The 13,093-nt window shown below is 50.4% G+C and carries 13 protein-coding genes; all 13 read right to left on the bottom strand.

Annotated elements, in window-relative coordinates:
- Nucleotides 1-778 (bottom strand): transcription antitermination factor NusB (locus QD47_RS27470; RefSeq protein WP_044649106.1); only part of this gene is annotated, 778 nt, incomplete at its 3' end.
- The gene (fmt, locus tag QD47_RS27465; protein ID WP_044649105.1) at nucleotides 775-1,734 is read right to left on the bottom strand and encodes a methionyl-tRNA formyltransferase; all 960 of its coding nucleotides are present in this window, start codon (nucleotides 1,732-1,734) and stop codon (nucleotides 775-777) included. The genes fmt and QD47_RS27470, both read right to left, overlap by 4 nt.
- A gap of 6 nt (nucleotides 1,735-1,740) precedes the next feature.
- Nucleotides 1,741-2,238 (bottom strand): peptide deformylase, encoded by a 498-nt coding sequence (gene def / locus QD47_RS27460; RefSeq protein WP_014282297.1) that lies wholly within the window; start codon nucleotides 2,236-2,238, stop codon nucleotides 1,741-1,743.
- A gap of 130 nt (nucleotides 2,239-2,368) precedes the next feature.
- Nucleotides 2,369-4,990 (bottom strand): primosomal protein N', encoded by a 2,622-nt coding sequence (gene priA, locus QD47_RS27455; protein ID WP_044649104.1) that lies wholly within the window; start codon nucleotides 4,988-4,990, stop codon nucleotides 2,369-2,371.
- Nucleotides 4,990-6,303, bottom strand: coding sequence for a bifunctional phosphopantothenoylcysteine decarboxylase/phosphopantothenate--cysteine ligase CoaBC (gene coaBC, locus QD47_RS27450; protein WP_044649103.1), 1,314 nt, complete (start codon nucleotides 6,301-6,303; stop codon nucleotides 4,990-4,992). The genes priA and coaBC overlap by 1 nt, the downstream gene beginning before the upstream one ends.
- A gap of 90 nt (nucleotides 6,304-6,393) precedes the next feature.
- Complete coding sequence (rpoZ, locus tag QD47_RS27445) at nucleotides 6,394-6,597, bottom strand: DNA-directed RNA polymerase subunit omega (RefSeq protein ID WP_013310893.1); 204 nt, start codon at nucleotides 6,595-6,597, stop codon at nucleotides 6,394-6,396.
- Nucleotides 6,598-6,718: 121 nt separating this feature from the next.
- The gene (gmk, locus tag QD47_RS27440; RefSeq protein WP_044649102.1) at nucleotides 6,719-7,291 is read right to left on the bottom strand and encodes a guanylate kinase; all 573 of its coding nucleotides are present in this window, start codon (nucleotides 7,289-7,291) and stop codon (nucleotides 6,719-6,721) included.
- A 14-nt stretch (nucleotides 7,292-7,305) separates the two neighbouring features.
- The gene (remA, locus tag QD47_RS27435; RefSeq protein WP_005548256.1) at nucleotides 7,306-7,566 is read right to left on the bottom strand and encodes an extracellular matrix/biofilm regulator RemA; all 261 of its coding nucleotides are present in this window, start codon (nucleotides 7,564-7,566) and stop codon (nucleotides 7,306-7,308) included.
- A 56-nt stretch (nucleotides 7,567-7,622) separates the two neighbouring features.
- Nucleotides 7,623-8,510, bottom strand: a complete 888-nt coding sequence (locus QD47_RS27430) for a YicC/YloC family endoribonuclease (protein WP_044649101.1) — start codon at nucleotides 8,508-8,510, stop codon at nucleotides 7,623-7,625.
- Between the two features lie 35 nt (nucleotides 8,511-8,545).
- Nucleotides 8,546-10,438 (bottom strand): bifunctional homocysteine S-methyltransferase/methylenetetrahydrofolate reductase, encoded by a 1,893-nt coding sequence (locus QD47_RS27425; RefSeq protein WP_044649100.1) that lies wholly within the window; start codon nucleotides 10,436-10,438, stop codon nucleotides 8,546-8,548.
- A 153-nt stretch (nucleotides 10,439-10,591) separates the two neighbouring features.
- Nucleotides 10,592-11,620: a hypothetical protein gene (locus QD47_RS27420; protein ID WP_044649107.1), complete on the bottom strand. Its 1,029-nt coding sequence runs from the start codon at nucleotides 11,618-11,620 to the stop codon at nucleotides 10,592-10,594.
- A 193-nt stretch (nucleotides 11,621-11,813) separates the two neighbouring features.
- Nucleotides 11,814-12,647: a diaminopimelate epimerase gene (gene dapF / locus QD47_RS27415; RefSeq protein ID WP_044649099.1), complete on the bottom strand. Its 834-nt coding sequence runs from the start codon at nucleotides 12,645-12,647 to the stop codon at nucleotides 11,814-11,816.
- A 122-nt stretch (nucleotides 12,648-12,769) separates the two neighbouring features.
- On the bottom strand, nucleotides 12,770-13,093 hold a 324-nt coding region (locus QD47_RS27410; protein ID WP_044649098.1), incomplete at its 5' end, for a cation transporting ATPase C-terminal domain-containing protein.

Here is a 13,093-nt window from a genome sequence, read left to right as displayed (position 1 = left end):
ACACGACGACTAAACCGTCTGTATACCAGGAAGTGAGCGCCATATTTCCGCCGCTGCGAACGACAATTCCGTAAGGGCTAACCGCTGATGGAACAGCATCCACCCCTTTCGCAATCATCTCGTTCAAGAGTTGATCACGACTGGTCATTGTCGTGTTCACCCGCACGCTGACCGCAGGTGGCTCATTATTAGCGCGGCAGATGGCTTCCGCAATATCCACACCGTATTGCTTGATCCAGCGCTTAACCAGCCACTGTGGATGGGAATGCTCCAATGCAATCCGTTCCTCGGCTGACAGCCCGTCAGGAATACGAAGCTTGTCCGGCTCACGCAGCATGCTGCGCAGCACGCCGTTGACCATACCCGAAATCCCTTGGTGTCCACGCCGCTTGGCAATGGTAACTGCTTCACTAACGACTGCATGATCCGGGATACGATCCAGATATACGATCTGGTACACACTCATTCGCAGCAACGAACGTACCCAAGCCTGAAGCTTGGCCGTTCCTTTCTGAACAAACTTGTTCAAAAAATAATCCAGCGTATTCCGGCGTGCAACTGTACCGTATACAAGTTCCGTCGCCAAGCCAGCGTCACTCGCGGACAAACCTGCCTGTTGAAGTCGGCGGTTCAGCTCAAGGTTACTGTATGCACCCTCCTGCTCAACCCCTGTCAGTACGTCCAGTGCAACTTCCCTAGCCGTCTGGTTACGAGTCTTGCCTGCTCTGGCACCAGCCTCCCTGCCTTGGCCTCCCTGACGGGAGTGACCGCCGCTCACCCGAGCACCGTGCCCGGCTTCATCTGGCCGCCACGCGCAAAGTTCCCGGCTTCCATAACCTTCTTGCCTGCCGGCTGCACCTGTGTCAGCCATATGGTACCATTGCCCGTCTGTACTTCAATGCCACGGGCAGTCAATTGCAGAACTGTCCCGGATGCCGGGGCATTTGCACCATCTGCATCACTATGGATGGAAGGCTGCTCAGCCGCCCATATTTTAAAAACATTTTCTTCCCACAGCGTAAATGCACCTGAAAACGGAACCAGCCCACGAATCCGGTTGTATATTTGCTGCGCACTGTCATTCCACGGAATACGCTCATCGTCGCGGTTCAGGTTCGGAGCGTAAGTTGCCTCCTCCTCGTTTTGCGGCGTACGACCCGATTGCCCTGCCAGCAGCTTAGGCAGCTCATCATGTAAAAGCTCTGCTCCAGCTATGCTCAGCTTTTCAAAAATCGTACCGGATGTATCCTCCGGTTCAATAGCAACCTCAACCCGCGATATCATATCGCCGGTATCCAGTCCTTCCGCCATATACATCAGCGTTACACCTGTAACGGTTTCGCCGTTAATAATGGCACGCTGGATTGGCGCCCCTCCCCGATAACGAGGAAGCAGCGAACCATGTACGTTAAGACAGCCGAAACGGGGCAAGTCCAATACGGATTTAGGCAAAATCTGCCCATAAGCCGCTGTTACGATCAGATCCGGACGCAGCTCCGCCACCTGAGCCACCGCTTCCGGCTGGCGTAAGCGGATCGGTTGAAGCACGGGCAACCCGCGCTTCTCCGCTGCTTCCTTGACTGGCGTAGGCGTCAATATTTTTTTTCGTCCCTGCGGCTTATCCGGCTGCGTAATGACACCGACTACGTTGTAGCCATTGTCCAGCAGCATGTTCAACGAAGGCACAGCAAAATCCGGCGTGCCCATAAAGACGATACGAATGTCTTGACTCATCGAACCTCACTCTCCTGTCTGACGGTTCGGTCCTGGCTGTTCCGGAGCAACCTCATATACTTTTTCTGCAATATCCGTGAACAAAACTCCGTTCAAATGGTCAATTTCATGTTGAAAAGCACGAGAAAGCAATCCGGTCGCTGTCACTGTAATCGCCTTACCATCGCGGTCCAGCCCTTTGACAGTTACCTTCTCGGCACGACGCACATCACCATTTAAGCCAGGAATGCTCAAACAGCCCTCCGCACCAAATTGCTCGCCTTCTTCGGACACAATTTCAGGATTAATCATTTTAATTAAACCGTGCTCATCCCCGGCATCCACAACGATTAGACGCTTCAAAATACCTACTTGTGGAGCAGCAAGGCCCACTCCCTCAGCTTCATACATGGTATCTGCCATATCGTCGAGCAGCTTTTGCACGTTAGGCGTAATTTTAGTAACTTCCTTTGCTACTTTGTGCAGTACATCATCCGGTTCCAACACTATAATTCTAATTGACATGACAATAGAACACCTTCCTCTTTATCCTTCATTTAAGCTTCGTCGTATTCACAACAAGCGCGACTGCTACATTATCCTATGTACGGACGGCTTGTCCGCATTAACTGTGCCGAAAACTTTTGCGCATACGCTACATAAGCATTTGCGGATCGACATCCAGACTGATCAGCAGCTTTTGGGCCTGTGCGGATTCCGCCATTTCATCAGCTACCTGCTGGGCCAGACCAATCGCATCTATATTTCCACGCCATTTTATCATACATTGAAATCGGTATCTATTCTTGATTCTCGAAATCGGTGAAGCTACAGGCCCCAAAATGTCAAGCACATCCGATGTAAGCCGATCCATATTGCCGAACCAGCCCCTTTGTCTCGCCCTCCCCTGGAGAGTGGCTGAATAGTTCTCAGCCAATCGAACCAGCACCGGGAGCTGTTCATGAGAGAAGGTCACCAAAATGAGACGGCAATACGGTGGATAATGCAGATTACGACGGTGTTTTAACTCTTCCCTGACAAAAGAACCGTAGTCGTGCCGGCTCGCGTGAATAACCGAGTAATGTTCCGGTGTATAGGTTTGCACGAACACTTCCCCAGGCAATTGATGCCTCCCGGCCCGTCCGGCTACCTGTGTTAACAACTGGAATGTCTTTTCCGCAGCCCGAAAATCCGGTAAATTAAGCGCCGAATCCGCAGTGATGACACCTACCAGCGTTACATCGGGAAAGTCCAGCCCTTTGGCAACCATTTGGGTGCCGAGCAGTACATCCGCTTTTTTATCACGAAATTGCTTGAGCAGCTTTTCATGGGCATTTTTCTCCGTCGTTGTATCGACGTCCATCCGCACGACACGTATACCGGGAAACAGCTTTGCCAGTTCCTCTTCCACTCGCTGAGTACCAGTGCCAAAGTAGCGAATATGCTCACTACCGCATTCTGGGCAAACCTGAGGCACGGGCTCAGAATAACCGCAGTAATGGCAACGCAAATTGTTTGACCGCTGATGATATGTGAGCGAAATATCACAATGCGGGCAACCCGCCACATAACCGCAGCTACGACACATGACGAACGTAGAATGTCCGCGCCGATTCAGCAGCAATACTGTCTGTTCCTTACGCTCCAGCCGCTCTGCGATTCCGTTATGCAATGCGCGGCTAAACATGGAACGGTTGCCAGCACGCAGTTCCTCGCGCATATCCATGATATGCACCTCGGGTAATGAGTTCCCCAGTGCGCGAGTCGGCATTTCAAGAAGCAGCGGCGCAAACTCGTCATTGCTTTGCGAGCGGGCCGCATAATAGCTTTCCAGCGACGGCGTAGCTGAGCCAAGAATAACCACAGCCCCATGCTGATGGGCTCTGCGTACAGCCACGTCACGCGCGTGGTATTTGGGTGTCTCTTCCTGCTTATAGGAGGTTTCATGCTCCTCATCCATAATAATAAGGCCAAGTTCACGAAAAGGCGCAAATACAGCCGAACGGGCGCCAATCGCCACCTTCACACGGCCTTCGCGTATTTTGCGCCACTCGTCGTAACGTTCGCCACCGGACAGTCTGCTGTGCATCACCGCGACCTGATCGCCAAAGCGACCTTTAAAACGCTCTACCATTTGCGGTGTTAACGCTATTTCCGGAACCAGCACAATCGCCTGACGATTCTGCTCAATACAGCGTTGAATCGTCTGTAGATAAATTTCCGTCTTACCACTGCCCGTAACTCCATGCAGCAAATAAGCTCCTTGCTCCCGCGTATCCAGCTGCCGGATGATCCGTTCATACACGTATTGCTGCTCTTCGGTGAGCGGCAACGGCTTCGTAGGCTTGAAGTTTCTACCCCGATAAGGATCGCGGAACACCTCTACATCCTCAAGCACCGCATAGCCCTTATCCTCCAGCGCCTTGACCGTTGCGGCTGATACACTAAGCGAGGTCATGACTTCCTTCAGCGGCAGGGGCAGGAACTCGCTGCGTTCCAGCAAAAAAGCAAGTACCTCCCGCTGACGCTGCGCTTTGGCGGAAAACTGCTCCAGCGCCGCTGATGCCTCTTCTATGCCGATAGCCAAATCCACGGCCTTCATGGTCTTCTTGCCAAGCTTGTCCTTAATAACCTGACTCTCCTGAAGCACCCCCCGGCGCAACAGCGATTTAATAATCTCTGCTTCTTCGGGGAAACGGCGGCTTAACTGCTGAAGCGGGACTTGCTCCTTCTCCTGAATAAAGCTGACAATCTGGCGTTCAGCCGGGTCGCTCATACCATCGTCGGTCAGAAGAGCCCATTCGGGTTCTCCCCTCATATCCGGCTGCATGGCTCGATGTGTATCCGCTTCTGAACCGTAATTCAAAACGTCAGCAGCAGGCAGATGATCTGTGAACTCATGCTGCTGAGCGATAGAAATATAACGTTCGGCCTTGCCCTTTAACGCTGTAGGAATCATCACTTGCAGCGCCATAATTTGATTGCAGGCATAGCGTTCACTTATCCATTTACCCAGTTCTACCAGATCCGGAGACAGGGGCGGTACTAAATCCAGCAGCTCCTGTATCGCCCTCATCCGATATTTCGGCGGCTCCTCGGCCGGTACTACCGAGATGACAAAAGCCTGCACCGTCCGTTTGCCGAACGGCACTGCAACCCTGCTACCCGGCTCAATCCATGGCCGCATCGACTCAGGAATCAGATAATCGAAGGTACGATCCGTATCCTTGGCGGGCACATCTACAATAACTTTGGCAACTAAATTGCCCATTTCCATTAATGCAACACCCCACCCATACGTCCAGCCGCTATCGTAAGGAGCTTACGCGCTACTTCTTCCTTTGACTGCACAGGAATACGTTCTACCATTCCGCCACGGTCATAAATTTGTACAGCGTTCGTATCGACGCCAAAGCCTGCTCCATCAGCAGTTACGTCGTTAGCCGCCAGAAGATCACAATTTTTTCGCTCCAGCTTATCCATGGCATACGTCTCCAGGTTCCCGGTCTCCGCAGCAAAGCCGATTAAAAATTGATGCTTCTTGCTTCGTCCGAGTGACTCCAGAATATCGATATTCTTCACTAACTCCAGTGTAAATGTACTATCCTTCTTCTTGATCTTGGTCTGTGCCGCCTCACGCGGTCGATAGTCTGCAACCGCAGCAGCCATCACGACCAAATCGCTCTCTTCCCACTGTCTGAGCACAGCGCTATACATGTCGTCAGCGGACTGAACCTTTTCAATCGAAATGCCCACAGGAGGCTCCGCACTTGTATTTGCAGCAATCAAATGCACATCGGCACCCAACTCCTGAGCCACTTTTGCGATGGCAAAGCCCATTTTACCGGAAGAGTCATTCGTAATATAACGTACCGGATCAATTCTCTCGATCGTGCCTCCAGCGGTTACAATCACTTTTTTGCCTGACAGCAACCGTTCATCGCCATTCAGCAGCGAATCTTGCGATTGTCTGCCCGAATCCACGGCTTCTCCGCCAAACCAACGTGGCTCCGGCTTGTTGGTGACGCCCTTACTTTCCTGTTCTTGCTGTTCAAAAAACCGTTCTACCGTTTGTACGATGGTTTCCGGCTCTTCCAGCCGCCCTTTGCCAACATAACCACAAGCAAGCAATCCTTCACCCGGCTCAATCATCATGACACCGCGGGATACGAGCGTCTCCATGTTTTGCATTACTGCGGGATGAGTGTACATATGCACGTTCATAGCAGGTGCTACCATGACAGGTGCTGTCGTAGCCAGCAAAGTTGTGGACAGCATATCATCAGCGAGTCCATTCGCCATTTTCCCGATGATATTCGCGGTTGCAGGAGCAACCAACACCAGATCCGCTTTGTCCGCCAAATGAATATGGGATACGACGGACGGTTCTCTTTCATCAAACGTGTCACTATATACCGGATTACGAGAGAGCGACTGAAGCGTAAGCTCAGTAATAAACTCCTTCGCGGATGCCGTCATAATGACATGAACCTCGGCTCCCTTTTGCGTTAGCTTACTACACAGCGCAGCCCCTTTATAAGCTGCAATTCCGCCGGTAATACCAAGAATAATAACTTTCCCCTTCAACATCGTTAACTCCCCCTGACCGAAAAAAATAACAACCTTGCGGTTGTCAAAGGAATTGGCATTGCGCCCGGTTATAATAATTGTCTATAATTCTTATTCGTCTTCGCCACTTTCAAGACGCAAATGATCCGCGTAGATCTCTTCCAACGCCACTCCAACTTGCTTGTGGGATTTAGGATTCTTGAGAGTCGTCTTCTCACCCTCGCGCAACTGTCTGGCACGGCGTGAAGCCGCTACAACCAACGAATACTTACTATCTGCCTTTTTCATCATTTCATCAATGGAAGGATACAGCACGAATAGACACCTCTTCATGTAGTTTTGGGACTATACAAGCTGAACTCCAGTGTACATTTCCGAGTTCAGCTTGTATAGTAATTTTCTCTTTAAATACGCTTGGCATATGTAAAGTCCTCGTTTATGGATGGACCTTACAATGTTCGGCGATAATAATGGATTCTATTCGTTTACAAGCGAAATCAATCTCATCATTGACAACCGCATAATCATAGTGACGCAACAGATTCATTTCATCCACAGCTACCGACATGCGGTGATCAATGGTTGCCTGAGTTTCTGTACCCCGTCCCCGAATCCGATCCTTCAATTCATCCAGCGAAGGCGGAAGCAGGAAAATGAAAATGCCATCAGGAAATTTCTCCTTCACTTTGAGCGCTCCCTGAACCTCAATCTCCAGAAAAATATCTTTTCCCTGCGCAAGCGTCTGATCTACAAAATCACGCGGAGTGCCGTAATAGTTACCGACATACTCTGCATGCTCCAGCAGCTCATCCCGTTCAATCATGCCCAAAAACTGTTCACGCGACTTAAAAAAGTAGTTAACTCCGTCCTGTTCACCCATGCGGGGCGAGCGGGTTGTCGCGGAAACGGAGTATGTCAATTCCGGCAGTTTTTCACGCAGTGCGTTGCCTACCGTTCCTTTGCCGACACCCGAAGGTCCGGATAATACAAATAATAATCCCTTAGCCATAGTACACTCCATTTTTATTCGTCATTGTCATCATCTTTAGTGGATAGTCGATGAGCGACCGTTTCCGGCTGCACCGCAGACAAGATCACATGATCACTGTCCGTTATAATAACAGCCCGTGTCCGGCGGCCATAGGTAGCGTCAATCAACATATGACGGTCCCTAGCTTCTTGTATAATCCGCTTGATCGGAGCAGACTCCGGACTGACGATGGAGATAATTCGGTTGGCCGACACGATATTGCCGAAACCAATATTGATCAATTTGATTGCCATATTCAGGTCTTTCCCCCTATACATGTGACTATTGCAGCCGTGCCGCTACCAGGTAGCTACTCGATGTTTGCAGCCTGCTCACGAATTTTTTCCAGCTCCGCCTTCATCTCGACGACTAAATTAACTAGCGTAAGATGATTAGCCTTGGAGCCAATCGTGTTGACTTCCCTGTTCATTTCCTGGATTAAAAAATCAAATTTGCGACCGGCTGGCTCGTCCGACAGCAGTAATCCCCTGCATTGCCCAAAGTGACTTTGAAGCCGGGTAAGCTCCTCATCAATACTGCTGCGATCCGCGAATAAAGCAATCTCCATTCCGAACTTATGCTCATCAAGCGTAAATGAACCATCCTGAAGCTCAATAAGTCTGTGTTTTAGCCTGTTACGGTAGTCGCTCACAACATGAGGAGCCAGCACAGTCATTTCATGATGCAGGGATTCCAAACGCGAAATACGGGATTCCACATCCTGCGCCAAATGCCCGCCTTCTCGTCTTCTCATGTCCAGCAGTCCCTGCAATGCTTCATTCAGAGCTTGCTGAAGCTGCTCTCCCCAGCCCTCTTCGTCTCCATTACAAGCCTCACCAGGCTCACCCAGAACGTCAGGCAACGCAAGAATGTCGCTTATACCCAACGTTCCCTTCACGCCGTACCGATCCGCCAGCTGCTCCGCTGCATGCAAATAAGCCTGCACTACAGTGTCATTCAACCGTGCGGCGGGTATCTGTTCTTCATCACGTTCCCTGTGAATGAAGACGTCGACACGGCCGCGCTTGATTTGCTGTTGAACCGTTCTTCTCAAGCCATCTTCATAACGAGTCCATTCGCGCGGGATCCTCATCATCACTTCGCAATAGCGGTGATTCACCGATTTCAGCTCCAAGCGCACTTTATAGCCTTCATAATGAAGGATGGCTTGACCGTATCCGGTCATACTCAATGACATCGGCATCACATCCATTATACTATTGTAATTGATTATTATAGTCGAAACAAGGGGGCTTGCACACGGCCGGATTTTTGCCATACATAAGAAGTCAGCTCCGCCGTCATTTCATAGAACATAAATGGAGTCATTAAATAGATACCGTTAAAATGCTCCATCGCCGTATCCAGCAGTTCCTTGGCAATGGTCACGCCCATTGCGCGGCCTTCTGCACCCTCCAGACCAGACATACGCGCACGAACCTCGTCGGACAACTGAATGCCGGGCACCTCGTTGTGCAAGTACTCCGCATTGCGCCCGCTGGCCAGCGGCATAATACCGATAAAAATCGGCACCTCCAAATGACGAGTCTGTTCCGCCATGGATATAATCAGTTCGCGGTCGTAAACGGGCTGGGTCATAATGTAATCCGCGCCGGAAGCAATTTTCTTCTCCAGCCGCTGCACAGCTTTGCCCAAATGCTTGACATTGGGATTAAAAGCGGCACCCACCACAAAATTAGCTTTTTGCTTGAGTGGCTTGCCGGAAAAAGCGATACCGTCATTCAACTGCTTGATCATACGTATAATTTCAAAAGAAGTCATATCATACACCGAGCTGGCACCAGGCAGATCACCGAACCGCGCCGGATCTCCTGTAACGGCCAATACATGATCAATGCCCAGCGCATCAAAGCCCATCATATGGGACTGGGTACCAATCAGGTTACGGTCACGGCAGGCAATATGAATTAACGGGCGCAAGCCCGTTTCAAGGCTCACCAAATGTCCAAGCGCCATGTTGCTCATGCGAGTAACCGCAAGTGAATTGTCTGCCAGCGTAAGCGCGTCGGCCCCGGCCGCTTTCAGTGCCTGTGCCCCCTGCATGAACCGTGTAATGTCCAGATCGCGCGGAGGATCAAGCTCTACAATCACCGTATGCCGTTCCTTGACCAATTCCACAATGTTGGGTTCGCTGGCGTTTCTACCGTTGCCCCGTTCCCCTTCACGTGCAATCTGTTCCGGCTCAGCCACAATGACTGGCGCATCTGTCCGTATCTCTCTTGGAGCCAGAGGAGGCGGCTGCAAACCATTCAAAGCTTTTGAAATCGCTGTGATATGCTCTGGTGTGGTGCCGCAGCAGCCACCGATGATTCTCGTACCCAGCTCTACGAAGGAAGCAGCGCATTCCCCAAAATATTCAGGCGATGCACCATACACATAGTGACCATCCACATAATCCGCCAGACCCGCATTAGGATATACGGACAGCGGTACAGACAGCGGACCGTCCAACTGCTCCATCACACTCATAATCCCCTGTGGGCCAGAGTGGCAGTTAAATCCGAGGATATCCGCCCCTTCATTTCGCAGCACCGTAAAAGCCTCCGCCACCGAAAATCCATCCTGTGTACGCCCTACCTGATCGACCGCAAACTGACAAATCACCGGGATATTACTATATTTACGTACACCACGAAGGGCAATGCGCACTTCATCCAGCGAATAGAACGTTTCGCACAAAATGCCGTCCACCCCTTCGGAGAGAAGTGCATCAATCTGCTGATCATAGTTACGTGCCAGCTCTACCTTTGATATATTAAGCCGTTTGCCACCGCATATGGAGCCTACCGCACCCACCACATAGTGCTCCGGGCCAGCCGCTGCTCTGGCAATTCTCACCCCGGCACGGTTAATTTCTTCCACCTTGGATTCCAGTCCGAAGCGGGCCAGCTTATAATCGTTTGCAGAAAACGTATTGGTCTCCAGCAACCGTGCTCCCGCTTGTACATATTGACGATGCACGTCTGATATGACGTCAGGCGACGTGATATTCAGCTCTTCGTAAGACGTATTTACCGGAAATCCAAGCTGATATAAAAAGGTTCCCATTGCGCCGTCTCCGACAATAATTTCACGATCCAGCACAGTACGCAAATCCGGTTTCATGTCCTCTTCTCCACCCCGCTCTTTATTTTCATACTAATGTAACATAAAGAGACTGCAAACATAAGCCAAAAACAAAAAAAGCCGCCCCACTCCCCATTATTATGCGATCAGGAGCGAAGCAACTTGACTTATCATTGCTATTTTCTATTACCTTTATTGCAATTTTCCATCAGCAGAATGAAGAGAGAATGCGTAAAAAATTCCTTTTTTATTCACTTTACCCACAATAGAGGGCGTCCCCTTTTGTTTTTTGGAAAATGTATATGCATTCCCTTGGATTTCAACATTATAATCGGATAAGTTAATGTTAAATAACAGTTGGACCTTGGGCTTGACCAGCTTCAAAGCTTCAGAGGCCGTATATTTAGGGCTGGTAAACGACTTTTTGAAATCCGCGTCATCGTTCCAGTCCACCCCAAAGGTTGATACAGCCAGCACTTTGCCGGTTACTGCGCCAATTTTGACCTCACTCGCCTCGTTTGCATCCTCAAACGACCAATAAGAAAGCCCCTTTGCCTCGTCCTTGTAACGTGAAGCATGCTGCACCGTGATACGCTGTCCGATAACGCGCTTGAAGCTGTTCGCTGCACGGTTTAGCAACACAGGGTCCACCTGCTTCAGCGGGTAGTCGGCATTAATAGTGATGCTGTTGCCGCGATCCACATCAACGTACAACGAGGAAGCCTTTTCCCCTGCACCCCAGAATACCCAATAATTCGAAGGCTTGTTAGACTGGTAAGGGGATTTGACCCGCCAGAATGCCTCAAATTGCATAGGACGCTTGCTGTCAAACGCTTTGGCGCTGTTCAGCACTTTAGTTTTGAGTGGCGCATCCATCGCCTTTGCCAAGCTGCTTATTTTATATCGAACGGTTGTAGAATCCACTCTGTTTTTTTCCTTATTATATTCCGTCTGAAACGTAGCTGTCCCATCCTCCAGCCCGCCCTCGACAATCCAGGTTTTACCCATATCCGTCACATCGTCAAATTGAAATGCCGTCTTCGTACCGATGAGTTCTTGTACTGCCTTTTCCAAACGGTTCACGACAGTAGGGGTTAACGAGCCGACCTGCTTATCAGTCGTTTTTTCCATAGTAGCAGGAACGGTCGCGGCCTGAGCCGGAAGCGCGGCGACTACAAATATAAGGGCTGCAAACGCTGAAATCCAACGAAATTTCCGCACCATGAACGGCCTCCTTATCGTTTTCTCATTTTCTATATTATACATGGTTCAGACGTCAAAAAAAGACAGAATGTTGCTTCGCTCCCCGCATTTCCTACATTTTATACGAAAAAAGGCGAAAAAAAGAAGACCCGCTAAGGTCTTCATCACACTTATCCCAATCTTCCTCTATCGCATGCTGTATTCGCTTATTTCAGGACAAACGTCCATCGTACACAACCTCAGCCGGACCTGTCATATATACATGATTGTCATTCTCGTTCCATTCGATATCCAGATCTCCGCCCTTCAGGCTGACAATCGCGCGGCGGTCGCTGTATCCGTTCAATACAGACGCCACAAGCGTAGCACAGGCTCCAGTTCCACATGCCAACGTAGGCCCGGCTCCCCGCTCCCATACTCTCATGTCAATGTGGTCCCGGCTTCGTACCGTAGCGAACTCGACATTTGTTTTTTTAGGGAACAGCGGGTGGCATTCCAGCTTCGGCCCCCAGGCTTCCAGATCAAAGCCAGATGCATCCTCAACATAAATGACACAGTGCGGATTGCCCATGGATACAGCTGTAAAACGAAAGCCGCTGCCTCCAGCTTCGATGGACTGGTTGATGACACTAGCCAGATCCAGCGTGGTTGGAATTTTCAAGCCATCCAGAATCGGTTCTCCCATATCGACCTTCACTTGACGTACAAGTCCGTCCACTACGGTCAATTCGACCTGCTGCACACCTGCACCCAGCGTTTCAATCGTGATCTGCTCACGGTTGATATGCTTGCGGTCATACACATATTTGGCTGCACAACGGATGGCATTTCCACATTGCTCAGCCTCCGAGCCGTCCGAATTGATAATGCGCATGCAGAAATCCGCTTTTTCAGATGGCAATATATATACCAGACCGTCAGCGCCGACACCAAAATGTCGGTCACACAGCCGAACAGCCAATTCCGAAGCTTCAGGCGGCAATTCCTGATACCCAAACCAAACGATAAAATCATTACCCAATCCGTGCATTTTTGTGAATTCCATAGCTTCCCCCCGCCGTTGCTGCTAATCTCATGCTCCTTATGAAGCTTTGGTTCCATGATAGCATACGGGGCAAAAAGGGAAAAGTGATGCATATAGGTCTGTTCCCGGCTTGAGCCGGGAGCTTACGCCGAAAACTTCGTGCGTCCCGGAGCGAAGCGCGTATGCCCGCCACGACGACGGTTGCGTCTGCCGCCCCATACGCTTCCCGCCCCCATCAGGAAGGTCGGAATGCCGGCAGCGACAATGGAAAGCGCCCATTCGCGGAAGCCGAGCGGAACCGTTTTGAAAATAGGTTGCAGTACAGGTACGTACATAACCACCAGCATCAGTACTACCGAAGACAGCACGGCAAGTACGAGATAACTATTTTGAAATGGATTGCGGTGGAAAATAGAACGGGAACTGCGGCAATCGAACACATGAATGAGCTGTGCCAGTACCAATGT

This window comes from Paenibacillus terrae (assembly GCF_000943545.1).
Classification (GTDB): Bacteria; Bacillota; Bacilli; order Paenibacillales; family Paenibacillaceae; genus Paenibacillus; species Paenibacillus terrae_A.
The sequence above is the reverse complement of the archived record's forward strand: the minus strand, read 5'-3'. Positions and strand labels throughout refer to the sequence as shown.

What these genes read in the sequence shown, in the direction of transcription:
- fmt (WP_044649105.1), bottom strand. Translation starts at nt 1,734, where the DNA reads ATGAGTCAAGACATTCGTATCGTCTTTATGGGCACGCCGGATTTTGCT.
- def (WP_014282297.1), bottom strand. Translation starts at nt 2,238, where the DNA reads ATGTCAATTAGAATTATAGTGTTGGAACCGGATGATGTACTGCACAAA.
- priA (WP_044649104.1), bottom strand. Translation starts at nt 4,990, where the DNA reads ATGGAAATGGGCAATTTAGTTGCCAAAGTTATTGTAGATGTGCCCGCC.
- coaBC (WP_044649103.1), bottom strand. Translation starts at nt 6,303, where the DNA reads ATGTTGAAGGGGAAAGTTATTATTCTTGGTATTACCGGCGGAATTGCA.
- gmk (WP_044649102.1), bottom strand. Translation starts at nt 7,291, where the DNA reads ATGGCTAAGGGATTATTATTTGTATTATCCGGACCTTCGGGTGTCGGC.
- remA (WP_005548256.1), bottom strand. Translation starts at nt 7,566, where the DNA reads ATGGCAATCAAATTGATCAATATTGGTTTCGGCAATATCGTGTCGGCC.
- QD47_RS27430 (WP_044649101.1), bottom strand. Translation starts at nt 8,510, where the DNA reads ATGTCATTGAGTATGACCGGATACGGTCAAGCCATCCTTCATTATGAA.
- QD47_RS27425 (WP_044649100.1), bottom strand. Translation starts at nt 10,438, where the DNA reads ATGAAACCGGATTTGCGTACTGTGCTGGATCGTGAAATTATTGTCGGA.
- dapF (WP_044649099.1), bottom strand. Translation starts at nt 12,647, where the DNA reads ATGGAATTCACAAAAATGCACGGATTGGGTAATGATTTTATCGTTTGG.